Origin of the sequence: Plantibacter sp. VKM Ac-2876, assembly GCF_015350715.1 — a bacterium.
GTDB lineage: Bacteria > Actinomycetota > Actinomycetes > Actinomycetales > Microbacteriaceae > Plantibacter > Plantibacter auratus.
Window position 1 is genome coordinate 134,275 of sequence record NZ_JADKSI010000003.1, and the last position, 21,242, is coordinate 155,516.

22 protein-coding genes are annotated in these 21,242 nt (G+C 68.4%); 13 read left to right on the forward strand and 9 right to left on the reverse strand.

Annotation, left to right across the window (positions count from 1 at the left end; translation table 11 throughout):
* Positions 1 to 62 precede the first annotated feature (62 nt).
* A complete protein-coding gene (locus tag ITJ62_RS13105) occupies positions 63 to 1,286 on the forward strand; it encodes an ATP-binding protein (RefSeq protein WP_194602886.1) in 1,224 nt (407 codons plus the stop codon).
* 778 nt (positions 1,287 to 2,064) lie between these two features.
* On the opposite strand, the gene ITJ62_RS13110 is transcribed toward ITJ62_RS13105, so the two are convergent.
* The gene (locus ITJ62_RS13110) at positions 2,065 to 2,496 is read right to left on the reverse strand and encodes a hypothetical protein (RefSeq protein WP_194602889.1); all 432 of its coding nucleotides are present in this window, start codon (positions 2,494 to 2,496) and stop codon (positions 2,065 to 2,067) included.
* 91 nt (positions 2,497 to 2,587) lie between these two features.
* Positions 2,588 to 3,028: a GNAT family N-acetyltransferase gene (locus tag ITJ62_RS13115; protein WP_194602892.1), complete on the reverse strand. Its 441-nt coding sequence runs from the start codon at positions 3,026 to 3,028 to the stop codon at positions 2,588 to 2,590.
* 157 nt (positions 3,029 to 3,185) lie between these two features.
* On the opposite strand from ITJ62_RS13115, the gene ITJ62_RS13120 reads away from it, so the two are divergent.
* From ITJ62_RS13120 to ITJ62_RS13140, 5 genes are all read left to right on the forward strand, one after another.
* Complete coding sequence (locus ITJ62_RS13120; RefSeq protein WP_086475354.1) at positions 3,186 to 4,127, forward strand: aldo/keto reductase; 942 nt, start codon at positions 3,186 to 3,188, stop codon at positions 4,125 to 4,127.
* A 73-nt stretch (positions 4,128 to 4,200) separates the two neighbouring features.
* The gene (locus ITJ62_RS13125; RefSeq protein ID WP_194602895.1) at positions 4,201 to 5,928 is read left to right on the forward strand and encodes a circularly permuted type 2 ATP-grasp protein; all 1,728 of its coding nucleotides are present in this window, start codon (positions 4,201 to 4,203) and stop codon (positions 5,926 to 5,928) included.
* Entirely contained in the window at positions 5,922 to 6,851 is a 930-nt protein-coding gene (locus ITJ62_RS13130) for an alpha-E domain-containing protein (RefSeq protein WP_064295753.1), read from the forward strand. Before ITJ62_RS13125 ends, ITJ62_RS13130 begins: the two co-directional genes overlap by 7 nt.
* Complete coding sequence (locus tag ITJ62_RS13135) at positions 6,848 to 7,693, forward strand: transglutaminase family protein (RefSeq protein ID WP_191941977.1); 846 nt, start codon at positions 6,848 to 6,850, stop codon at positions 7,691 to 7,693. Before ITJ62_RS13130 ends, ITJ62_RS13135 begins: the two co-directional genes overlap by 4 nt.
* A 223-nt stretch (positions 7,694 to 7,916) precedes the next feature.
* Positions 7,917 to 8,729: a CPBP family intramembrane glutamic endopeptidase gene (locus ITJ62_RS13140; protein ID WP_079706990.1), complete on the forward strand. Its 813-nt coding sequence runs from the start codon at positions 7,917 to 7,919 to the stop codon at positions 8,727 to 8,729.
* Between the two features lie 195 nt (positions 8,730 to 8,924).
* Here the strand turns inward: ITJ62_RS13140 and ITJ62_RS13145 are convergent, their stop codons facing one another.
* A complete protein-coding gene (locus ITJ62_RS13145) occupies positions 8,925 to 9,218 on the reverse strand; it encodes a DUF4287 domain-containing protein (protein WP_194602897.1) in 294 nt (97 codons plus the stop codon).
* 127 nt (positions 9,219 to 9,345) lie between these two features.
* On the opposite strand from ITJ62_RS13145, the gene ITJ62_RS13150 reads away from it, so the two are divergent.
* On the forward strand, positions 9,346 to 9,726 hold the full coding sequence (locus ITJ62_RS13150; protein ID WP_064295756.1) for a DUF3054 domain-containing protein: 381 nt from the start codon (positions 9,346 to 9,348) through the stop codon (positions 9,724 to 9,726).
* 34 nt (positions 9,727 to 9,760) lie between these two features.
* Entirely contained in the window at positions 9,761 to 10,690 is a 930-nt protein-coding gene (locus ITJ62_RS13155) for an isoprenylcysteine carboxylmethyltransferase family protein (protein ID WP_194602900.1), read from the forward strand.
* Positions 10,691 to 10,805: 115 nt separating this feature from the next.
* Here ITJ62_RS13155 and ITJ62_RS13160 read toward each other — a convergent pair whose 3' ends face one another.
* From ITJ62_RS13160 to ITJ62_RS13170, 3 genes are all read right to left on the reverse strand, one after another.
* Positions 10,806 to 12,221, reverse strand: coding sequence for an MFS transporter (locus ITJ62_RS13160; protein WP_194602903.1), 1,416 nt, complete (start codon positions 12,219 to 12,221; stop codon positions 10,806 to 10,808).
* 5 nt (positions 12,222 to 12,226) lie between these two features.
* Positions 12,227 to 12,679 carry a MarR family winged helix-turn-helix transcriptional regulator gene (locus ITJ62_RS13165; RefSeq protein WP_370581912.1) on the reverse strand — a complete coding sequence of 151 codons (453 nt, stop codon included), beginning with the start codon at positions 12,677 to 12,679 and terminating at the stop codon, positions 12,227 to 12,229.
* A gap of 114 nt (positions 12,680 to 12,793) precedes the next feature.
* Entirely contained in the window at positions 12,794 to 13,852 is a 1,059-nt protein-coding gene (locus ITJ62_RS13170; protein WP_064295772.1) for a magnesium and cobalt transport protein CorA, read from the reverse strand.
* A gap of 309 nt (positions 13,853 to 14,161) precedes the next feature.
* Here ITJ62_RS13170 and ITJ62_RS13175 point away from each other — a divergent pair, with 309 nt between their 5' ends.
* The 4 genes from ITJ62_RS13175 to ITJ62_RS13190 all read left to right on the forward strand — a co-directional run bounded on the left by ITJ62_RS13175 (position 14,162) and on the right by ITJ62_RS13190 (position 18,291).
* Positions 14,162 to 15,046, forward strand: a complete 885-nt coding sequence (locus tag ITJ62_RS13175) for an alpha/beta hydrolase (protein WP_194602905.1) — start codon at positions 14,162 to 14,164, stop codon at positions 15,044 to 15,046.
* An 82-nt stretch (positions 15,047 to 15,128) separates the two neighbouring features.
* Complete coding sequence (locus ITJ62_RS13180) at positions 15,129 to 16,547, forward strand: NAD(P)/FAD-dependent oxidoreductase (RefSeq protein ID WP_370581913.1); 1,419 nt, start codon at positions 15,129 to 15,131, stop codon at positions 16,545 to 16,547.
* Between the two features lie 57 nt (positions 16,548 to 16,604).
* Positions 16,605 to 17,654, forward strand: a complete 1,050-nt coding sequence (locus ITJ62_RS13185; protein ID WP_194602908.1) for a biotin/lipoate A/B protein ligase family protein — start codon at positions 16,605 to 16,607, stop codon at positions 17,652 to 17,654.
* Positions 17,655 to 17,745: 91 nt separating this feature from the next.
* Positions 17,746 to 18,291, forward strand: a complete 546-nt coding sequence (locus tag ITJ62_RS13190; RefSeq protein ID WP_079706438.1) for a HEAT repeat domain-containing protein — start codon at positions 17,746 to 17,748, stop codon at positions 18,289 to 18,291.
* Between the two features lie 72 nt (positions 18,292 to 18,363).
* Here the strand turns inward: ITJ62_RS13190 and ITJ62_RS13195 are convergent, their stop codons facing one another.
* From ITJ62_RS13195 to ITJ62_RS13205, 3 genes are all read right to left on the reverse strand, one after another.
* Positions 18,364 to 18,864, reverse strand: a complete 501-nt coding sequence (locus ITJ62_RS13195) for a hypothetical protein (RefSeq protein ID WP_079706439.1) — start codon at positions 18,862 to 18,864, stop codon at positions 18,364 to 18,366.
* Between the two features lie 41 nt (positions 18,865 to 18,905).
* Entirely contained in the window at positions 18,906 to 19,826 is a 921-nt protein-coding gene (gene ppk2 / locus ITJ62_RS13200; RefSeq protein WP_194602911.1) for a polyphosphate kinase 2, read from the reverse strand.
* Positions 19,827 to 19,979: 153 nt separating this feature from the next.
* A complete protein-coding gene (locus ITJ62_RS13205) occupies positions 19,980 to 20,273 on the reverse strand; it encodes a GNAT family N-acetyltransferase (RefSeq protein ID WP_194602914.1) in 294 nt (97 codons plus the stop codon).
* Between the two features lie 70 nt (positions 20,274 to 20,343).
* Here ITJ62_RS13205 and ITJ62_RS13210 point away from each other — a divergent pair, with 70 nt between their 5' ends.
* Complete coding sequence (locus ITJ62_RS13210; RefSeq protein ID WP_194602917.1) at positions 20,344 to 21,210, forward strand: site-specific DNA-methyltransferase; 867 nt, start codon at positions 20,344 to 20,346, stop codon at positions 21,208 to 21,210.
* The last annotated feature ends 32 nt before the right edge of the window (positions 21,211 to 21,242 follow it).

Here is a 21,242-nt window from a genome sequence, read left to right on the forward strand (position 1 = left end):
GGGGCAATCGTGAGTTGACTTCAATCTGATCGACTGACCTGTCGATCGTCTATAATGTCTCCATGGCCAGTTTGACGGAGCAAGATGAGCGATTCAACCGCGAAAGACTCATTCGTGGAGCGTTCTCACCAACCGCTCCCATTAGTCGGAGGGATCTATTTGCGGGGCGCGTCTCCCAGTTGATGGCCCTTATAGATGGAGCTGACGCACCGGGACAGCACCTTGTTTTGTTCGGGGAGCGCGGAGTTGGCAAGACTAGCCTTGCAAATATCGCAGTGTCAATGCTCGGCGTAGAGGCCCTTTCGGTTCGAATAAACTGCACGACCAGTGATACCTTTTCTGATCTTTGGGTGCGTGCGTTCGATGAGATTCAGCTGACGCAAATGCATCTGCCGACCGGCTTCGGATCTGAGCCAGTCAGTCGCCCCACCTCCGTGCTTGAGCTTATTGGTGGTCCAGAGGCTCTGAGCGTCGATCAGGTTCGCGCCGCGTTGTTCCTCCTCACGCGTGATCAGCCCGTTGTTGTCTTCTTTGATGAATTCGATCGGCTCGAAGACGAGCACGTTCACCTGAATTTCGCGGACTGCATCAAGACCCTAAGTGATCAGGCTGTGCCGGCCACGGTCGTCATCGTTGGTGTGGCAGACGATGTCAATGACCTCATCGATGAACATGCGTCCGTGGAACGTGCGCTCGGCCAGATCCCAATGCCGCGAATGTCGGATGTTGAACTAGCGGACTTGCTGGCTCGCGCGCTTGCGAGTGTAGACATGACGATATCTGATGCGGCATCGCGAAGGATTGTCAAAGTGAGTCAAGGGCTCCCGCACTATACGCATCTCCTGGGGCAGGAGGCCGCGCTGGGCGCCTTTCGAACTGACTCGTCCGCGGTGGGGGTTGCGGCTGTTGACTACGCAATTGAGCGCGCAATCGATCGCACGCAAGAGAGTATCGCGGCTCTGTATTATCGAGCAACATACAGCGCGCGCGAAAACTTGTATAAGCAGGTGCTATTAGCGTGCGCTATGGCCCAGTCGGATGATCGCGGGTTCTTCTCAGCGGCTTCTGTCAGGGAATCACTGTCGCTCTTGCTAGGTCGGCGAATGGAAATACCATCGTTCGCCATGCACCTGAACGCGTTCTCCACTGATCGGGGTCCGGTCTTGCGGAAGGAGGGCGCGCAGAGAAAGTTCAGATATCGCTTTGTTAATCCGTTGCTGCAGCCATATGTTCTGCTGCGCGGCGTTCGAGATGGCCTCATTCAATCAAGTATGCTCGGCCAGTAGTTCGTAGAAGCGGTATGGATCCGCGACAGTAAAACTAACTCTTTGGACGCTCGACTGGCGTCGTCTGAGTCTGATTTTTTTTGCTAATTGTGTATTGCCCGCTGGATGGATTTAGAGTGACCTGTTTACCCGAACGGGCCAGGTTTCGTGATGCCTTCTGGACGAGTTTCCGGGCTAGTTCCTGCGAGCGTTCGCTGTAATCGGTCATCGTACCAACCACTTCTTTCGACTTCGGCCAGATTCGGTCGGACCTGCGAGGCCCGTTGAGCCCCGGGACACGATCACGTTCGCTACCGCAATCGCCATCTCATTATCTTCGTCCTTTGCCCATGGGACGTCAATGATCTCAGTGAGAACCGACAGCCCCAACTCAGACTGACCAGCAGTGGGGCTCACCGCTTTCTCTGCGGCCCAGGTGAAGCGGTCCCACCACTGCTCTCTTTGGGTCCAGAGTCTAGCCCGATGCGCGTTTACTGCTGACAGCACAGCGGCTGTCACCGCCGCAAGGCCTCCGATGACTGCGGCCACGAGGGTAGCCGTGCTCTGGAGCGAACTTGCAACGATTCGAGGATCGTCTTCGAACAGCTCGAGTAAGTAGATCAGCAACGGTATTCACCGTCGTTCATGTCGAGAGCTCGCGGTTTGCTCATTGAGGGTTTCGATTCTGTGCGGAAAGGAGCCCGTTTGGCCTTCTCTGTGGGCGCGGATATTCCAAGCGTAGCTTGGGGTACAGGTAGCCGCGACGGTTCCACAGCGGCGAGCATCAGCGAATGCCGGTCTACGCCGGATCGATGGGTGAGGAGCCGAGGTTGCGCGCGCTCGGTCGGGTGACGGGCGGTTCGACGATCGACTCCAGGAATGCCCACGCGTCCATGCGCCAGCGGTCACCGGCGACGTCGATCGCCTCGATCCGGAACGGTGGCGTGAGGATCGCGTCCCAGTCGATCGAGTCGAGGACGCGTCGCGGGATCATCTCGTCGACGTACGGCGCTTCACGCTCCGGATCCGGTGCGACCTCGGGCGCTTCGTCGTCGACGAGGACCTCGAGTCGGTCGATCATCGCGTCGTCGAACGCCTGCATGCGGGTCACGAGCGTGCGGAGTTCGTCGGGCTCGAGACCGGCGACGAGTTCGAGCAGATACGCGCGCCCCGGGTACGCTTCCGCGGGCACGTCGACGATGTTGTACCGGCCGTCGTCGGAGATCCACATACGTCAACGCTAGCCCGTCGCGGCTGGAGGCCTGCGGTGAGGTGCGTCGATTCGTCGTTCGAGTCGCCGTGGGACGACGATTCGCCGCATCTCAGGCGGTCGGCACCTGGCTCGGGTGGACGGGCAGCTGCGCGGCTGGACGGACGAGCGCCGTCGGGCCGGGGTCGGTGAAGCCGAACTGCTCGTAGAGGCCGTGCGCGTCGCTCGTGAAGAGTGTCCACCGGAAGTGCGCGCCGGGACCGTCGTCGATCATGGCCTGCACGATCCGCTTACCGAGCCCGTGGCCCCGGTGTGCTTCGTGGACGATGACGTCGGCGAGGTAGCCGAAGCCGAGTCCGTCGGACACCGCCCGAGCGAAGCCGACCTGTGCGCCGGTCTCCTCCTCGTACACGCCGATCACGCGCCAGGCGTCGTCGATCTGCGTCTCGACGTCGGCTCGGCTCCGCCACTTGGCCCAGTAGACCTCGCGGAGCAGGGCCCACACGGCGTCCCGGTCGATGCGGTCCTTCGAGTCGTCGATGCGGTAGCCCATCGGCCCACTGTAGGACGGCCGACGACGGGCCGTGGAGAGCCAGTCCGGCCTCGGTGGCCCGCTCGTCATCGGGCGACACGACGGAATAGTCGAGCCGTCCGCGGGCTTAGCGTGAGGGGAAGTACCAGCGATGCACCGAACCCTGGAGGACCATCAGATGACTCACGCCCGCACCACCCTCGGAACGTCCGACCTGTCCGTCTTCCCGCTGAACCTCGGCGGCAACGTGTTCGGCTGGACCGCGGATCGGCAGACCTCGTTCGACATCCTCGACGCCTTCGTCGCGGGCGGCGGAAACTTCATCGACACCGCCGACGGCTACTCGGCGTGGGTGCCCGGCAACACCGGCGGTGACTCCGAGCGACTCATCGGCGAGTGGCAGGAACTGCGCGGCAACCGCGACGAGCTCGTCATCGCGACGAAGGTCAGCCAGCACCCCGATTTCCAGGGCCTCGCGGCCGACAACATCCTGAAGGCCGCCGACGCCTCGCTCGAGCGCCTCCGCACCGACCACATCGACCTCTACTACGCGCACTTCGACGACGAGTCGGTGCCGCTCGAGGAGACGGTGACGGCACTGTCGTCCCTCGTCGACGCCGGCAAGGTCCGCCACCTCGGCATCTCCAACTACTCCGCAGCGCGCATCGCCGAGTGGTTCGAGATCGTCGAGGCCAAGGGGCTCCACCGCCCGATCGCCCTCCAGCCGCACTACAACCTCGTCGAGCGCGAGTTCGAGGGCGAGCTGCGCACGATCGCCGAGCGCGAGCAGCTCGCGGTGCTGCCGTACTTCTCGCTCGCCAAGGGCTTCCTGACGGGCAAGTACCGCGAGGGGTCGAGCGTCGACAGCGTCCGCGCCGAGGGCGCTCAGGCCTACCTCGCCGACCACGCCGCGCTCCTGCCCGTCCTCGACGAGGTCGCCGCGGCCCACGGCGTCTCCGTCGCGACGGTGTCGCTCGCGTGGCTCCGCTCGCAGCCGACCGTCGCCGCGCCCATTGCGAGTGCCCGCACGGTCGAGCAGCTGCCCGACCTCCTCGCCTCCGCGACGCTCGAGCTCTCCGCCGACGAGTTGGCCGCCCTCACCGCCGCCTCGGTCGCGTAGGGGCGGTACCGGCGAGGGCACCTCCCCGCGGTCCGAAACACCCCGGCAACATGTGTCCCGGTAGAGTCGGCCCATGGGTGACCTGTTCAACGGCTATGGCGGCACGCTCGCCCCGCGCAAGACTCCGGGCGGCGTTCCCGCCTTCGACGAGATGTTCGGCGAGGCGGCGGAACACGCGGGTGGTGCGACCGCCAGGCGGGCGTATCAGGAGATCTACAGCTCCCTCGCACGGATGACGCAGGAGGAGCTCCGAGGCCGCACCGACGCCCTCGCCAGCTCCTACCTCGCGCAGGGCGTCACCTTCGACTTCGCCGGGGAGGAGCGCCCGTTCCCGCTCGACGCGGTCCCGAGGGTGATCGAGCAGCAGGAGTGGACGCAGGTCGAGGCCGGCATCAAGCAGCGCGTCAAAGCGCTCGAGGCCTTCCTCGCCGACGTCTACGGCCCGCAGCTCGCCGTACGTGACGGCGTCATCCCCGCGAAGCTCATCTCCTCGTCGTCGCACTTCCACCGGCAGGCCTACGGGATCCAGGCTGCGAACGGCGTCCGCATCCAGGTCTCCGGGATCGACCTCATCCGCGACGAGCACGGTCAGATGCGCGTCCTCGAGGACAACGTCCGGGTGCCGTCCGGCGTCAGCTACGTCATCTCCAACCGTCGCGTGATGGCGCAGACGCTCCCCGAGCTGTTCGTCTCGATGCGTGTCCGTCCGGTCGGTGACTACCCCAACAAGCTCCTGCAGGCGCTGCGTGCGTCGGCCCCGCCCGGCGTCGAGGACCCGAACGTCGTCGTCCTCACGCCCGGCGTGTACAACTCCGCGTACTTCGAGCACACGCTGCTCGCGCGCCTCATGGGCGTCGAGCTCGTCGAGGGCCGCGACCTCTTCTGCTCCGGCGGCAAGGTCTTCATGCGCACGACCGCCGGGCCCACCCGCGTCGACGTCATCTACCGCCGCGTCGACGACGAGTTCCTCGACCCGCTGTCGTTCCGCGCCGACTCCATGCTCGGTTCGCCCGGGCTCATGCTCGCCGCGCGCCTCGGCAACGTGACCATCGCGAACGCGGTCGGGAACGGTGTCGCCGACGACAAACTCGTCTACACGTACCTGCCCGACCTCATCAAGTACTACCTCGCCGAGGACGCGATCCTCCCGAACGTCGACACCTGGCGGCTCGAGGACCCGCTCGCTCTCGAAGAGGTGCTCGACCGCCTCGACGAGCTCGTCATCAAGCCCGTCGACGGTTCCGGCGGCAAGGGGCTCGTCGTGGGCCCGGACGCGTCGAAGGAGGAGCTCGCGACGCTCAAGACGAAGCTGCAGGAGGACCCGCGCGGCTGGATCGCGCAGCCGGTCGTCATGCTCTCCACCATCCCGACGCTCGTCGAGGACGGCATGCGTCCCCGCCACGCCGACCTGCGACCCTTCGCGGTCAACGACGGCAACGACGTCTGGGTGCTGCCCGGCGGTCTGACGCGCGTCGCCCTGCCGGAGGGCCAGCTGGTCGTGAACTCCAGCCAGGGCGGCGGCTCGAAGGACACCTGGGTCGTCGGACGTCCGTTCGATCCCAATGCGGCGCCGGAGGCCTCCTCGCACGACATCCAGGGTCTCGTCGCCGAGCAGGCCACGACCGAGACGACGTCGATCCCGATCATCTACGACCACGGCACGACCCCGGAGCACTCGCCCCAGGACCGTCCGGCCGGGAACCAGGACCAGCAGGAGCAACAGCAGCAGACGCTCTCGCCTCCGGTGCTCGACTCCCCGGACCCTGAGCTTGTCGAAGGGCGGGAGGACGCATCATGCTGAGCCGCATCGCCGAGAGCCTCTTCTGGATCGGCCGCTACATCGAACGCAGCGACGGTACCGCGCGCATCCTCGACGTCCACCTGCAGTTGCTGCTCGAGGACCCGTGGATCGACGAGGACACCGCCTGCCGGTCGCTGCTCTCCGTCATGGGCAGCGACGCGCCCGCCGACCAGGAGCTCACCCGCCAGGACGTCCTCGCACAGCTCGCCGTCGACCGCACGCACCCGGCGTCGATCGCCTACTCCCTCGGCGCCGCCCGCGAGAACGCCCGACGTGCCCGCGAGATCGTGTCGACCGAGCTCTGGGAGTGCCTCAACACGACGCGTGCCCGGATGCCGCGCCGCGTCGCGAGCGACAAGGTGCACGAGTTCTTCGGCTGGGTGCGCGAGCGCTCGGCCCTCGCCGTCGGCATCGTCGACTCCGCCACGAGTCGTGACGACGCCTGGCGCTTCTTCACCCTCGGTCGCAGCCTCGAACGCGCCGACATGACCGCCCGACTCCTGGCGACGCGGTCGCTCACCGAGGCGAGTGGCCCGTCCTGGACGACGATCCTCCGCTCCTGCGGCGCCTACGAGGCCTACCTGCGCACGTACCGCGGCATGCCGAGCGCGAAGAACGCGGCCGAGTTCCTGCTGCTCGACCAGCTCTTCCCCCGGTCGGTCATGTTCTCCATCAGCCGGGCCGAGGAGTGCATGCGCGACCTCGAACCGCGCCGAGGCCGCGTCGGGACGGTTGATTCCGCCCAGCGCCTGCTCGGGCAGATCCGCAGCGACCTCGAATACCGGCCCATCCAGGACACGCTCGTCGACCTCCCCGGTCGGATGGACGCCGTGCAGAACGTCACCAGCCAGGTGTCGGAGGCGATCCGCGAACGCTACTTCCCCACTCATGCGGTGCCCGCGTGGATCGGAGAGAACTCATGACCCGGCTCCACATCAAGCACAGCACCGGCTTCTCCTACGGCGGCAAGGTCAACGCGTCGTACAACGAGGCGCGCATGCTGCCGGTGACGACCGAGGACCAGTACGTCCTGTACTCGCACATCGACATCCAGCCGGGGGCGTCGCAGTCGACGTACACCGACTACTGGGGCATGAAGGTCTCGGCGTTCGAGGTGCTGACGCCGCACGACGAGCTCTCGCTCACGGCGACGAGCCTCGTCGAGGTCCGGCCGCGCCAGCACGAACCGCACCCGACGGGCTGGGAGCAGCTCGACATCGCGACCCAGGCCGCCGTGACGCGGGTGGAGCACCTGGAACAGACGCGCCGCACGACCCCGCCGGACGACCTCGTCGAGCTCGCCCGGACCATCGCCGACCGCTACGAGAGCCCGTGCGAGGCCGCGATGGCCATCAGTCGGGAGATCGGCGAGCAGATGGACTACGTGCAGGGCGTCACGAGCGTGTACTCGACCGCTGCCGAGGCGTGGGCGAACCGCAAGGGCGTCTGTCAGGACATCACGCACATCGTCCTCGGGGCGCTGCGTTCGGTCGGGATCCCGGCCCGCTACGTGTCGGGGTACCTGCACCCGAAGCCGCACGCGGCGATCGGCGAGACGGTGACGGGGGAGTCACACGCGTGGGTCGAGTGGTTCTGCGGTGACTGGCGCGGGTTCGACCCGACCAACATGGTCGACGTGGGCGAGCGTCACGTCCTCATCGGGCGGGGTCGTGACTACGGTGACGTCTCCCCGCTCCGTGGGGTGTACGCGGGCCCCTACCGCTCGAAGCTCTTCGTGAAGGTCGAGATCACCCGAGAGGCCTGAGCCGGCTCCACCGCCGGGACGCCCTCCTCGGTGGATGCGCCAGCGCGGTGCGCTGACGTGAGCGCGGGTCATGCGCGTGAGCGCGGGTCTCCGGAGGGTCGCGCTCACGCGCAGGCCACGCGGTCGCGCCCGTTCGGGTGCTCTCGCGTCAGTGCACCGCGCCGACGCCTACAAGCCCGCGCTCGCCTCAGCGCACCGCGCCGGCACCCGTAGGATCGACGGCATGCAGACCGAGATGATCGTCCCGGCCCGCCGCCCGATGAAGCTGATCCCCGCGGTGCTGCTCGCCGCGTCCGCGTTCTGCCTCTTCGGCCTCATGCAGCCGCTCGCCGGCTACCCGCTCCTCGTCGCCGCGCTCGCGACCGCGATCCTCATCGACCGCGACCTCGCGAAGGACCTGTTCCTCATCGCGATCGGCATCGGGATCGTCTCGACCACGTCCGTGGAAGCGGACGTCTCCTGGCCGAGCTTCTTCCGCATCGGCACCGTCCTCCTGCTGGCGGTCGGCGTCCCGTTCCTCATCGACCGATTCGTCTACCGGCGGAAGGCGATCACCTTCCCCTGGCGCAGCCGCGAGAAGAAGACGAAGGGCGAGATCGCCTACCTCTTCGCCGTCCCGCTGCTCGGCTGGGCGATCCTCCCGTTCTACTTCATCCGCTCCGGTGCCTACGAGAACTGGCCGGTGATCAGCGACGCCGGGGAACTCGGCCGGTTCTTCGTCGGCGTCAACGCGGTCGGCACGTGGGACGAGCTGTTCTTCATCTGCACCTGCTTCGCCCTGCTGCGCCGGCACTTCCCGGTCTGGCAGGCCAACCTGCTGCAGGCCGTCATCTTCGTCTCGTTCCTCTGGGAACTGGGTTACCGCTCATGGGGCCCGCTCCTGACCTTCCCCTTCGCACTCCTCCAGGGGTACCTGTTCTCGAAGACGCGGTCGCTCGGGTACATCCTCGCGGTGCACCTGCTCTTCGACGCGATCGTCTTCCTTGCGATCGTCCACGCCCACCACCGCGACTGGATCCCGATCTTCTGGTATTGAGCGATGTGTCCGTCCGCCAGCGCGGTGCGCTGACGCGAATGTCGGTGTCCCGGGCCCAGCGCGGTGCGCTGACGCGAGCGGCGGTGTTCAGGCTTCAGCGCGGGTCTGGCGGGTGACCGCGGGTCTCCAGAGGGGCGCGCTCACGCCACAGACCCGCGCTCACGCGAGCGCACCGCGCTGGCAGCAACCCGGGAGTCAGGGGACGGCGGGCTTCGTCGCCGCTCCGTCGAGCCAGAGCTCGGTCGACTGGTCGCGGTGCACCCCGTCGGTGCCGACGTGCTTCTCGCTGATCGACGGACCGTTCTTGATGACGTGCACGAGCGCCATCCCATGGCCCCGGCCGAGCTCGTAGTCCGCCTTCAGCCACTCGAGGATCTCACCGGCCTTCGTCGACGCGTCGAAGCCGCGGGAGTGCGCTTCGTCGACGAGCTCGCGCGGGGTCTTACCGGTCTTCGCCTCGGCGGCATCGAGATAGGCCTGGAACGACATGACGGCTCCTTCGTCGATCGGGTGTCAGCGACATCGTAGCCAGCGACGGCACCGGGCGACAGGCCCCGCAGCGCGCCATGCGGCCACCCTCCAGGGAGGGCGGCCGCGACGCCAATAGGGTGAGGGGATGGACCGCCCCAGCAGGACCCCCGCCGGATTCGCCGCGACCGTCGGCATCGACCTCCTCGCCGTCATCGTGTTCGTCCTCATCGGCCGCGCCAGCCACGGCGAAGGCATCCTCGGACTCCTCGTGACGCTGTGGCCGTTCGCCGTCGGACTCCTCGTCGGACACGTCCTCGCGCTCGTCCTCGGTCAGCGCGAGACCCGCTCCGTCCGCTGGGCCGGCGTCGTCGTCTGGGTGTCGACCGTCGTCGTCGGAATGGTGCTGCGCGCGGTCTCCGGCCAGGGCGTCCAACTCAGCTTCGTCATCGTGACCGTCCTCGTCCTCGCAGCACTCCTCCTGGGGTGGCGCTTCGTCGCGTGGCTCATCGCCCGTCGGCGCCGATGACCCCGCCGACCCCGACCCCGACGCCGACGATCACATGAGCGCCGAGCGCTGGGGGCGCTGGTACTTCGCGGTGCAGGCCCTCGCCGGTGCTGCGTGGTGGGTGTCGGTGTTCCTCGTCCCGCCCGTCCGTGCGGCGACGCTCGGCAGCCTCGACCCCGTCGTCACGGCCGTGCTCGACGTCCCGCTCTTCGTCGTCGCCTCGGCGCTCGCCGCGTTCGGGATCCGATGGGCGGCGATCCTCGCGACCGCATGGACGCTGCTGGTCACGGTGTCACTGGGGATCTTCGCGGCCGTGACCCAGGAGGCGGGGATCGGCGCCCTGCTGATGGTCGGCGCCGCGGTCGGCTCGGTCACGGCACTCGCGCTCGTCCTCACCGGCGGGATCCCGAGAGCGTGGATCGCCATCGGGCCGTTCGCCTTCCGCCCGGCGGATGCGTCGGCGTCGACCGGTTCGCAACTCGTGAGGACCGCCATCGAGATCGTCGCGTTCTGGGGCGTCTTCCTCGCGGTGATCCCCGCCGTCCTGCGCTTCTTCGAGCTGCGATGGCGGGTCGCGATCGCCCTGCCGCCGGGTGCGGAGCAGTTCGCCGTCGTCGCCGGCATCGTCGTCTTGGTGCTCGGGAGCGTCGTCGGGCTCTGGTCCGCAGCTGCGATGGCGACGACCGGTGGTGGGACGCCGCTACCCGCCGCGATGCCGAACCGACTCGTCATCGCCGGGCCGTATCGCTTCGTCCGCAATCCGATGGCCGTCGGCAGTATCGTCCAGGGCGTCGGCGTCGGACTCCTGCTGTCGTCCTGGGTCGTGGTCGTCTACGCGGTCTTCGGTGCCGTCGTCTGGAACGTGCTGGTCCGGCCGGTCGAAGAGGCCGACCTCGAGGCGCGCTTCGGCGAGCCCTACCGCCGCTACCGCGAGGACCTGCGGTGCTGGGTCCCGAGCCTCCGTCCGGTGGCGGCTCGTTCGTAACTCCTGCTGCCGGTGGCGACCGGTCGCGTCGCCCGCCGCCCCGCCCGCCCGGGAGCCCCGGCGGTCGCAGGATGCAGGAGTTGCGAACGCCGAGCGGGTCGGAGCGGAGGACCGTCTAGCGGCGGGAGCCGGTGAGGGTCGTCGACTCGTCGACCGGCGATGACTCGGGACGCGACTCCGGACGCGACTCGGCCGTCTTCGCACGCGACTTCGGCTTCGGCAGCGGGATCGGCGAGGTGAGCGCGATCTGCTCCGAGAAGTCCTCCGGCGTGACCGGGGACACAACCCCGTCGTGGGTGAATTGCAGGCGCCAGCGGGAGTCGGGCGCGACGCGCAGGCGGAGGTGATGACGGAACACCCCGTAGGCCAGTCCGGTGGCGCAGGCGGCGAAGCCGGCGAGCGCGCCCAGGCCGAGCGCCCAGCGCGGCCCGAAGGTGTTCGCCACCCACCCGACGATGGGCGCGCCGATCGGGGTGCCACCCATGAGGATCGCCATGTACAGCGCCATCACCCGGCCACGGACGGCGGCCTCGGTGCTCGTCTGCACGAGTCCGTTCGCCGTCGTCAGGAGCGTCACCGTCGAGAAGCCGACGAGGATCAGCACGGCTGCGAACGACCAGTAGCTCGGCATGAACGCGGCCGTGAGCGCAGCGACCCCGAAGAGCCCGGCCGCGCCGACGATCATCCGCATCTGGGCCTGCGCGCGCCGCGCCGCGAGGAGTGCGCCGGTCAGGGAACCGATCGCGAGCACCGAGGAGAGGATGCCGTACTCGCCCGCGCCCTTGCCGAACTCGACGGCCATGGTCGAGGCGAAGATCGGGAAGTTCATGCCGAACGCGCCCATGATGAACACGATCACGAAGACGACCATGAGGTCCGGCCGTCCGCGGACGTAGCGGAAGCCCTCGACGAACTGTCCTCGAGCCCGCGGTGGGCGCGGCGCCCGACGGAGGTTGCCGGTGCGCAGGGCCAACAGGGCGCCGATGACGCCGAGGAAGGTGAAGGCGTTCACGACGAACACCCACCCGGAGCCGATCGCGACGATGAGGAGGCCGGCGATGGCGGGGCCGACCATGCGCGCCGCGTTGAAGGACGCCGAGTTGAGCGCGACGGCGTTCGACATGTTGTGCTCGTCGACGAGCTCGGAGACGAAGGTCTGGCGGGCCGGGCCGTCCACGGCGTTGATGATGCCGAGGGCCAGCGCGAAGAGGTACATGTGCCACAGCTCGGCGTGCCCGAAGATGAGCAGCGCGCCGAGGGCGAAGGCCAGGAGCATGAGGCTCGACTGGGTGAGGATGAGGATCTTCCGCTTGTCGAAGCGGTCGGCGATGAGACCGGTGATCGGCACGAGGACGAGCTGCGGCCCGAACTGCAGGGCCATGGTGGCCCCGACGGCCACGGCGTCGTTGTCGGTGAGGTCGGTCAGCACGACCCAGTTCTGGGTGGTGGCCTGCATCCAGGCGCCGACGTTCGACACGAGGGCGCCGATGAACCAGATGCGGTAGTTGACGCTGGACAGGGAACGGAACATTGCACTCACTGGGTGGCGAGTCTCCTCATGATCTCGGCTGCGCGGGCGAGGGTGTCGCGTTCGTCCGGGGTGAGCGCGCGCAGCTGCTGGGTGATCCACGCGTCGCGTTTCCGGACGGTCTCGGTGACGGTGGTGTGGCCCGCTTCGGTGAGGGCGATGGTGACCTTCCGGCGGTCGGCCGCATCGGTTGCTCGGGTGACGTACCCGGCCTCTTCGAGGCAGTTGACGGTGCGATTCATGGATGGCGCGGACACGCGGTCGCGTTCGGCCAGTGCCCGCAGGGTTGCGGAGCCCTCTTTGTAGAGCCCTCCGAGGACGGAGAACTGCGGATCGCTGAGGTCGTCGACCGACTTCTCCCCGCGCAGTCGTCTCGCGAGTCGGAAGGTGCCCATCCGGAGTTCGGACGCCTGCTCGGCGATCGTCAGTGCCCTGGTCTTCGTCGCTGCTCCGCTTACCACGATTCATTAGCCTAGCAAATTAGCCACCCTAAGTAAACCCGCGAACGGTCACGAACCGACAGTGCACGGGGTGCAGGACTATCGGTTGGTGACAGTTCGCGGGCTGGGGTGGGGTCAGAGCCAGCGGCGGGCTCGGAAGATGGCGTAGAGGGTGCCGGAGAGGACGAGCATCGCTCCGATCGCGACCGGGTAGCCGAACTGCCAGTGCAGCTCCGGCATGTCGTCGAAGTTCATGCCGTAGACGGTGCCGATGAGCGTCGGGGCGAAGAGGATCGCCGCCCACGAGGAGATCCGCTTGATCTCCTCGTTCTGCGCCAGCGCCGTCTCGCTCATCCGGCGCGACTCCTCGTTCTGCGCGAGGCTCGCCTCCGAGAGGCGTCGCATCTCCTCGTTCTGCTGCTGCGTCATGAGCGTCGCGTGCACCGTGAGCGCGTTCCGGAGCAGGTGACGGAAGGAGTCGACGCGCTCCGCGATCCGGAGGGTGTGGTCGAGCACGTCGCGGAAGCCGTTGCGCAGCTCCTCGTCGAGACCGTACTTGTCGGCACCCTGCAGCAGCCCGTGGAGCATGGCCCGCAGGGGCGTGGTCGCGCGCTGGAACGCGATGACCTGGCGCAGCAGTTCGTAGATGCGACGCGAGACGTCCGCGGCGTCGCCGAAGAGCTCGTCCTCGATCTCGTCGATGTCGTTCTCGAGCCCCGCGACGACGGGACCGTAGCCGTCGACGACCTGGTCGAGCACGGCGTGCAGGACGGCGTCGGGGCCGAGCGCGAGGATGTCGGGCCGGGCTTCGAGTCGCCGCCGGACCTGGCCGAGGTCGGGCTTCTCCGCGTGACGGACGGTGACGACGAACCCGGGTCCGACGAACAGGTGCACCTCGCCGAATTCGACCCGCTCCTCCTCGTCCAGGTAGCGGGCGGGACGCAGAACGACGAACAGCGTGTCGCCGTAGCGTTCGAGCTTCGCGCGCTGATGGCCCTTCAGGGCGTCTTCGACGGCGAGCGGATGCAGGTCGAACTCCTGCGCGACGGAGCGGATCTCCGACGGTTCCGGGCGGTACAGTCCGATCCAGGCCATGCCGCGCTGTTCGTTGAGGAGCTCGTACGTCGCGTCGAGCGATCGCGGGCTCGCCGAGCGCCGTCCGGTCACATAGATGCCGTTGTCGATGAGTGCCATGAGGTCTCCGTCCATCGATCGACGGGAACGTGCGGCGGCCGCGCGGGTGCAGGCGATCGCGGGGGATCGCACCCGGGGAGGTGTGAGTGAGGGCGCCTCGGCACCGGCGGTGGCAGCGCCTACCGGGTGAGGGAGGCGAGGCGGTTCGTCGATGCGATGGCGCGGGTACTGTCACCAGCCATGGCCGCTCACCTCGCTTCCGTCGAAACCTGCCGGCCCGCCGTTCGGGCCTCGTTCACCGTACGCCTGCCCTCCGGGAACCGCAAACGGACTCGCGACGCCGACGGGCCGAGGGCCTACGCTGGCGGGATGAGCGAGCAGACCCCGCCACCCGTCGACGACGCGAACCGCCCCGTCGAGCCGCGACCGTATGCGACCGAGACGATCGTCGACGACGACGGCGTCACGGTCTACGTCTACCTGTGGGAGGTGCCGAACCCGCGGGCCGTCGTGCACATCGCCCACGGTGCGGGGGAGCACGCCCTCCGGTACGGGCGCCTCGCCGCACGGCTCAACGACGCCGGGTACACGGTCGCGGCCGACGACCACCGCGGCCACGGTCGCACGGGGCTCGAGCACCTCGGCCTCGGCAAGCTCGGCCCGCGGACGACCCGGGGCGCGATCGACGCCGTCGCCGCCGTCGGCCGGTACCTGCGGACCCGCTTCCCCGAGTCGCGGCTCGCGTTGCTCGGTCACAGCTGGGGCTCGCTCATGGCGCAGAAGGTCGTCGCCGAACACGACCTCTATGAGCTCCTCATCCTCTCGGGCACCTCGCTCGCGATGCCCGGCGTCATCAACGCCGGCGACCTCAACAAGCGCTGGCGGAAGACCGGGAAGACCGGTCTCGAGTGGCTCAACCGTGACCCGGCAGCCTGGGCCGCGTTCGCCGCCGACGAGCGCAACTTCGACATCGGCGTCACCCCCGTGTGGAACCCGATCCAGGCGTTCGCGTTCCTCGGTCGCCCGCCGAAGCGCCTGCCGCGTGCGGTTCCGGTGCTCATCCTGGGTGGATCCGACGACTCGCTCGGTGGCGTCCGCGGCCTGACCCTCCTCCGCGACGCATACGTGAAGCGGTCGAAGTTGACGGACGTGACGCTCGTCATCTACCCCGAGGCGCGGCACGAGATCTTCAACGAGCTGAACCGCGAGGACGTCGAGCGCGACGTCGTGGAGTGGCTCGACAAGCGCACCTGAGTCGCCCGGACACCACCCTTCGACAAGCTCAGGGACCGCGGGGTACAGTCGCGGCACCCACACTCGACGCAGAGGAGACCCGGTGACCTCGGACGGACCCACCTACAGCCACCGCAGACGGAACTCGGCGGAGCGCATCGCGCGGTCGCTCGCGGGCGCGAGCACGGTCCCGTACTGGCTCGACAGCCCCGATCGGCCGACGCCGGAGCCCCGACTCGTCGGCCAGGTCACGGCGGATCTGCTGGTCGTCGGTGGCGGCTACTCCGGACTCTGGACCGCGCTCATCGCCAAGGAGGCCGACCCCTCGCGCGACGTCGTGCTCATCGAGGGCAAGGAGGTCGGCTGGGCGGCGAGTGGCAGGAACGGCGGCTTCTTCGAGGAGAGCCTCACCCACGGCGTCGACAACGGCGAGCGCCACTTCGCCGACGAACTGCCGGAGCTCGATCGCCTGGCGGACGAGAACTTCGACGAGTTCGTCGCCACGCTCGACCGCCTCGGGATCGACGCCGAGTTCGAGCACACCGGTGTGCTCACGGTCGCGACCGAGCCGCACCAGGTGGACGCGCTCCGCGAGGTGTCGGGCGACGGCGTCTTCCTCGATCGCGAGGCCGTCCAGGCGCTCGTGCACTCGCCCGTCTACCTGGCCGGTCAGCGCGAGTGGAAGAGCACGGCGCTCGTCCACCCGGCGAAGCTCGCCTGGGGTGTGAAGCGCGCATGCATCGAGCTCGGTGTGCGGGTCTTCGAGCACACCCCGGCGACCCGGCTGCGGCGCTCGGGCGACGGCGTCGCGGTGACCACGAAGCAGGGCGGGGTGCAGGCTCGGCAGGTCGCGCTCGCCACCAACGGCTTCCCGTCGCTCCTCAAGCGCACGGAGCTCCTGACGATCCCCGTGTACGACTACGTGCTCATGACCGAGCCGCTCTCCGTCGAGCAGTTGGAGAGCATCGGGTGGACGGACCGCTTCGGCATCGCCGATTCGAGTCGTGAGTTCCACTACTCCCGCCGGTCCGCCGACGACCGCATCCTCTACGGCGGCTTCGACGCGGTCTACCACCGGGGTGGCAGGATCCGGCCGGAGCATGATCAGCGCCGCGAGACGTTCGAGACCCTCGCCGACCACTTCTTCACGACCTACCCGCAACTCGACGTCCGGTTCACCCACGCGTGGGGCGGCATGATCGACATGTGTTCGCGGCTGTCGGCGTTCCAGGGCACGGCACTCGGCGGACGCGTCGCCTACAGCGCCGGCTTCACCGGACTCGGGGTCGGCGCGACGCGGTTCGGTGCGAAGGTCATGCTCGATCTCCTGAGTGGCGAGTCGACCGAGCTGACCCGCCTGAAGATGGTCCGGTCCAAGCCGATCCCCATCCCGCCGGAGCCCATCGCGAACCCCGCCATCCAGACCGTCCGCCGCGCGGTCGCCCGCTCCGACGCGAACGAGGGCCGCGACGGCCTGCTCCTGAAGGTCATGGACCGCTTCGGTGTCGGCTTCGACTCCTGACCTGGTTCGACGCCCCTTCCGGGGAATCCGGACGCCGTCCAGGAATAGGCTGGGGGCATGCATGGTGAGTACAAGGTCCCGGGTGGCAAGCTCGTCGTCGTCGATCTCGAGGTGGTCGACGACCGCATCGCGGACTTCCGCCTCGCGGGTGACTTCTTCCTCGAACCCGACGATGCGCTCGCGCTGATCGACCGCGCCGTCACGGGCCTCCCCGCCACCACGGACGCCGCAGGTCTCGCCGCCGCCATCCGCGGTGCGCTGCCCGAGGACGCCGTGCTCCTCGGCTTCACGCCCGAGGCCGTCGCGACGGCCATTCGCCGCTCCCTCGCGAAGGCGACGGGCTGGGGCGACTACGACTGGCAGCTCATCCACGAGGGCTCGGTGTCGCCGCAGCTCCACCTCGCGCTCGACGAGGTCCTGACGAACGAGGTCGGCGAGGGCCGCCGCGGTCCGACGCTCCGCATCTGGGAGTGGGACCAGTCGGCCGTCGTCATCGGCAGCTTCCAGTCGCTCAAGAACGAGGTCGACCTCGACAACGCCAAGGCGAACGGCTTCGAGGTCGTCCGCCGCGTCTCCGGCGGTGGCGCGATGATGATGCAGCGCGGCGGCATCATCACCTACTCGCTCTACGTCCCGGCCGAGCTCGTGAACGGCATGACCTTCGCCGACTCCTACGCCTACCTCGACGACTGGGTGCTCGTCGCCCTGCGCTCGCTCGGCATCGAGGCGACGTACCAGCCGCTCAACGACATCACGAGCCCGTCGGGCAAGATCGGCGGTGCCGCGCAGAAGCGGCTCGGGAACGGCGCCGTGCTGCACCACGTCACGATGAGCTACGACATGGACGGCGAGCTCATGACCCAGGTGCTCCGCATCGGGCGGGAGAAGCTCAGCGACAAGGGCACGACCTCCGCAGCCAAACGCGTCGATCCGCTCCGCAGCCAGACCGGGCTCTCGCGGGCCGAGATCATCGATCGCATGAAGGACACCTTCGTCGAGATCACCGGAGCGACCCCCGGCCACGTCACGGATGTCGAGCGCGCCGCCGCCGAGCAGCTCGTCGCCGACAAGTTCGCCACCGACGCCTGGCTCACCCGCGTCCCGTAGCCTGCCGCAGCCCGCGAACTGTCACCAGCGGCGGGTGTGGGCCTGCATCACCCACCGTTGGTGACAGCTCGCGGGCTAGGGTGGGGGGACGATGACAGCGCAGAACGAGACACCCGACCCGTCGACCCCCGCCACGCAGGCGTCCCTCGAGCAACGGCTCGCCGACGCGGTGGCCGCCGAGAGCGAGACCCGGGTCGTCGAACGCTGCGTGTCCCTCCTCGCCGGTCGCTACGAGGGCGAGGACTTCCTCCGCGTCGTCGGTGGCCACCACGCCGAGGGCATCCTCGGCGGAGCGCCCGCGCTGTACTGGCCCGAGCTCTGGGGCACCCGCGCCCTGCTGCACGTGTGGGACGACTCGGCGACCGCGCCCGTCGTCGGAGCACTCGGCAACCAGGCCTGGCGCGTCCGCGAGATGGCCGCACGCGTCTGCGCCGAACGCCGCATCGGCGACGTCGCCGCGATCGCACCACTGCTGAGCGACGACCACGCCCGCGTGCGCGCAGCCGGAGCCCGGGCGCTCGCCGTCGTCGGTGGTGAGGACGCCAAGCCGCTCCTCGAGGCACTCCTCCGCGACCCCGACCGCGAGGTCCGTCGCGCCGCGCAGCAGTCCGCGAAAGCGCTCGCCGCCCGCCGCTGAGGTCGCGAGGGCTCCCGAGCGGTCGGTCCCGGACGCTCGGCACCAGCCGTTCGGCACCCGTCGCGGGCCGGACTAGTGGGTGCCGGCCTCGAGCAGGATGATCACGATCCCGAACAGGGCCGTCGCGACGCCGCCGAGGAGACACCACCACCAGCGTGACCCGCGTACCACGAAGGCCGCGCACCCGAGCACGAAGAGCATCAGCGTGGACACCTGCAACGCCAGGATCACGGCGTGCTCATGGCTGAGCACACCGGCGACGCCGAACACGAGCGGGATCGTCGGGAGGACGGCGGACAGGAGCATCCCGGACGACTCCTGGAACCCGTGCCTGATCGACGCTCCGAGCGTCACCAACGCCTCGTGCCGGTCGTCACCGTGGTGCGCGAGGGCGGCCGAGTAGACGTGCGCGAGCCAGAACACGATGAGGGTCAGCGCACTCGTGATGAGCACCTGCTCGACGTCGTCCTCCTCGTACACGCTCGACGCGCCGACGAGGCCGGCGTAGACGACGGTGCCGTAGATCGCGCTCGACGAGGTGAGGCGTCGCAACGGTGACGGTTTCGGCTGCATGATCCAGAGGATAGCGGGCGCTGCGGCCCGGCGTCCCCGGTTCAGTCGCCGAGGTTGCGCTCGCCGCGTTCGTAGACCGAGGCGGCGGGCCCCACGATGTTGGTGTCCGGCGTGCCGACGACCTCGTGGTCCTTGTTGTCGTAGTCGAAGCGGTGCAGCACGTGCCGCATCGCCTCGACCCTGGCGCGCTTCTTGTCGTTGCTCTTGACGATCGTCCACGGGGCGTCGGTCGTGTCCGTCGCCTCGAGCATCGCCTCCTTCGCGCGGGTGTAGTCGCCCCACTTGTCGAGGGAGGCCAGGTCCATCGGGGAGAGCTTCCACTGTCGCACCGGGTCGACCTGGCGGATCGCGAAGCGCGTGCGCTGCTCGTCGGCGGAGACGGAGAACCAGAACTTCACGAGGTCGACGCCGTCGCCGACGAGCATCTGCTCGAACAGCGGGGCCTGGCGCATGAACTCGTCGTACTGCGCCGGGGTGCAGAACCCCATCACACGTTCGACGCCCGCCCGGTTGTACCAGGACCGGTCGAACAGCACGATCTCGCCGGCGGCCGGCAGGTGTTGGACGTAGCGCTGGAAGTACCACTGCGTGGACTCGCGGGTGGTCGGCTTCTCGAGTGCGACGACGCGGGCGCCGCGCGGGTTGAGGTGCTCCGTGAAGCGTTTGATCGTGCCGCCCTTGCCGGCCGCGTCGCGTCCCTCGAACACGACGACCAGCCGACGGTCGTTCGCCTTGATCCAGTTCTGCAGCTTCAGCAGCTCGATCTGGAGCAGCCGCTTGTCGCTCTCGTACTGCTCACGCGACATGCGCTCGGCGTACGGGTAGCCCTCGCGCCACGTGTCGATGTGGCTGCCGGCGGCGTCGAGCAGGATGGGGTCGTCGTCGTCGACGTCGACCACCTGGTAACCGTCGACCTGGTCGAGTGCGGGCGGCGGGGCGTAGTGCGAGACGAGCTGCTGCATGGTCGGGACGCTAGTCCCCGTGCGTAACCGCCAGGTGGCCGGTGGGTGACGCGCTGGTGGCGGTTCACAACTCAGGACGCGTCCGGCGTGTCAGCGCCGAGGACGGGCCTCCGATCGCGACGCGCCGGAGTGCCCCTGAGTTGTGAACGGGGGCTAGCCGGCGGAGCGGGTGAGGAGGTCCTGCCGCTCGGGGTGCGCGTCGAACCACTCGCCGACGTACCAGCACATCGGGACGATCCGACGTTCGCTGTGCTGCTCGACGTCGTCGACCGCGTAGGCGACGAGTTCGCCCGCGTACCCCTTGCCGCGGAACGGCGGCGTGGTGAAAGTGCGGGGGAACGAGATCGAATCGCCCGAGATGCGGTAGTCGACGACGCTCACCAGCTGGCCGTCGACGTGCATGGTGTAGCGCTGGGCATCGGTCTCGTTGGTGAACTCCGTGGTCATACGCGGTACAACGCGCGGGCCCGATCGTTCCTTCCCGGGTGTGCGGGCAGCGGACTGCCAGAATAGGCACATGTCCCTCGCCGCAGCAGCCGATGAAGTGCCGCTGCGATGGACCCCGGACGGCCCGGATCTCATCCTCGAGGGCGACAACCTCGACGTCGTGGCGCAGTTGCCCGACGAGTCGTTCACGCTCATCTACCTCGATCCGCCGTTCAACACCGGGCGCGTGCAGCGTCGCCACTCCTCGACCTCGGTGCGCACCGCGGAGACGGGGGTGAACCGTTTCGCCGGCTTCAAGGGGCAGGCGTACGAGCGCATCCGCGGCGACCTCCGACGCTTCGACGACGCCTTCGACGACTACTGGGGCTTCCTCGAGCCGCGCCTCGTCGAGGCCTGGCGCGTCCTGGCCGCCGACGGCACCCTCTACCTCCACCTCGACTACCGCGAGGCGCACTACGCGAAGGTGCTCCTCGACGCCCTCTTCGGCCGGGAGTGCTTCCTCAACGAGATCATCTGGGCCTACGACTACGGCGCGAAGGCGCAGAGCCGCTGGCCGACGAAGCACGACACGATCCTCGTCTACGTGAAGGACCCGAAGGGGTACCACTTCGACAACGCGACCGTCGATCGCGAGCCCTACATGGCGCCCGGGCTCGTCACCGCGGAGAAGGCGGCGCGCGGCAAGCTGCCCACCGACGTCTGGTGGCACACGATCGTGTCGCCGACCGGTCGCGAGAAGACCGGCTACCCGACGCAGAAGCCGGAGGGCATCCTGCGTCGCATCGTGCAGGCGTCCTCCCGTGAGGGCGACTGGGTGCTCGACTTCTTCGCCGGCAGCGGCACGACGGGGGCGGTCGCGAAGGCGCTCGGTCGGCGTTACGTCCTCGTCGACGAGAACCCGCAGGCGCTCGAGATCATCCGCGCACGCCTCTCCTAGCCCGCGAACTGTCAGTTCAGCACAGTCGCTGC

Excerpts from the sequence above, each read along its gene's own strand:
- ITJ62_RS13105 (WP_194602886.1), top strand. The coding sequence starts at position 63 with ATGGCCAGTTTGACGGAGCAAGATGAGCGATTCAACCGCGAAAGACTC.
- ITJ62_RS13110 (WP_194602889.1), bottom strand. The coding sequence starts at position 2,496 with ATGTGGATCTCCGACGACGGCCGGTACAACATCGTCGACGTGCCCGCG.
- ITJ62_RS13115 (WP_194602892.1), bottom strand. The coding sequence starts at position 3,028 with ATGGGCTACCGCATCGACGACTCGAAGGACCGCATCGACCGGGACGCC.
- ITJ62_RS13120 (WP_086475354.1), top strand. The coding sequence starts at position 3,186 with ATGACTCACGCCCGCACCACCCTCGGAACGTCCGACCTGTCCGTCTTC.
- ITJ62_RS13125 (WP_194602895.1), top strand. The coding sequence starts at position 4,201 with ATGGGTGACCTGTTCAACGGCTATGGCGGCACGCTCGCCCCGCGCAAG.
- ITJ62_RS13130 (WP_064295753.1), top strand. The coding sequence starts at position 5,922 with ATGCTGAGCCGCATCGCCGAGAGCCTCTTCTGGATCGGCCGCTACATC.
- ITJ62_RS13135 (WP_191941977.1), top strand. The coding sequence starts at position 6,848 with ATGACCCGGCTCCACATCAAGCACAGCACCGGCTTCTCCTACGGCGGC.
- ITJ62_RS13140 (WP_079706990.1), top strand. The coding sequence starts at position 7,917 with ATGCAGACCGAGATGATCGTCCCGGCCCGCCGCCCGATGAAGCTGATC.
- ITJ62_RS13145 (WP_194602897.1), bottom strand. The coding sequence starts at position 9,218 with ATGTCGTTCCAGGCCTATCTCGATGCCGCCGAGGCGAAGACCGGTAAG.
- ITJ62_RS13150 (WP_064295756.1), top strand. The coding sequence starts at position 9,346 with ATGGACCGCCCCAGCAGGACCCCCGCCGGATTCGCCGCGACCGTCGGC.
- ITJ62_RS13155 (WP_194602900.1), top strand. The coding sequence starts at position 9,761 with ATGAGCGCCGAGCGCTGGGGGCGCTGGTACTTCGCGGTGCAGGCCCTC.
- ITJ62_RS13160 (WP_194602903.1), bottom strand. The coding sequence starts at position 12,221 with ATGTTCCGTTCCCTGTCCAGCGTCAACTACCGCATCTGGTTCATCGGC.
- ITJ62_RS13170 (WP_064295772.1), bottom strand. The coding sequence starts at position 13,852 with ATGGCACTCATCGACAACGGCATCTATGTGACCGGACGGCGCTCGGCG.
- ITJ62_RS13175 (WP_194602905.1), top strand. The coding sequence starts at position 14,162 with ATGAGCGAGCAGACCCCGCCACCCGTCGACGACGCGAACCGCCCCGTC.
- ITJ62_RS13185 (WP_194602908.1), top strand. The coding sequence starts at position 16,605 with ATGCATGGTGAGTACAAGGTCCCGGGTGGCAAGCTCGTCGTCGTCGAT.
- ITJ62_RS13190 (WP_079706438.1), top strand. The coding sequence starts at position 17,746 with ATGACAGCGCAGAACGAGACACCCGACCCGTCGACCCCCGCCACGCAG.
- ITJ62_RS13195 (WP_079706439.1), bottom strand. The coding sequence starts at position 18,864 with ATGCAGCCGAAACCGTCACCGTTGCGACGCCTCACCTCGTCGAGCGCG.
- ppk2 (WP_194602911.1), bottom strand. The coding sequence starts at position 19,826 with ATGCAGCAGCTCGTCTCGCACTACGCCCCGCCGCCCGCACTCGACCAG.
- ITJ62_RS13205 (WP_194602914.1), bottom strand. The coding sequence starts at position 20,273 with ATGACCACGGAGTTCACCAACGAGACCGATGCCCAGCGCTACACCATG.
- ITJ62_RS13210 (WP_194602917.1), top strand. The coding sequence starts at position 20,344 with ATGTCCCTCGCCGCAGCAGCCGATGAAGTGCCGCTGCGATGGACCCCG.